Origin of the sequence: Pantoea sp. SIMBA_079, from assembly GCF_046940275.1 — a bacterium.
Classification (GTDB): Bacteria; Pseudomonadota; Gammaproteobacteria; order Enterobacterales; family Enterobacteriaceae; genus Pantoea; species Pantoea borealis.
Genome location: NZ_JAWRYR010000185.1, coordinates 1 through 282 on the forward strand (window position 1 = coordinate 1; position 282 = coordinate 282).

Genomic DNA, 282 nt, shown 5'->3' on the forward strand with positions numbered 1-282 from the left:
CGCGCTTTTAATACCGAGCCATATATACTGTCGAAATTCAGGGTCTACGCCAGCCGTTGGCTCGTCAAGAATGATCAAGTCACTGTTTAAAAGTAGCAAGGTCAGCGTGAAATAGCTGCGAATTTCACCGTAGCTGCAATTGGCGGCTTTTTTCTTGGCGATGTCCGCATATCGCCTGGACAGTGGCGGGGACCATTTGGCTAGTTTCGAGAGAATCTCTGTGTGATCTGGGGAAACGTTGGGGGTCAGGCTGGTGATAAGCTTGCCCGCTTCGTTCATGCG

The 282-nt window shown here is 50.7% G+C and carries 1 pseudogene; it reads right to left on the reverse strand.

From position 1 onward, the window contains the following. Positions 1-282: pseudogene (locus SB719_RS19640) on the reverse strand (hypothetical protein); the annotation flags it as partial.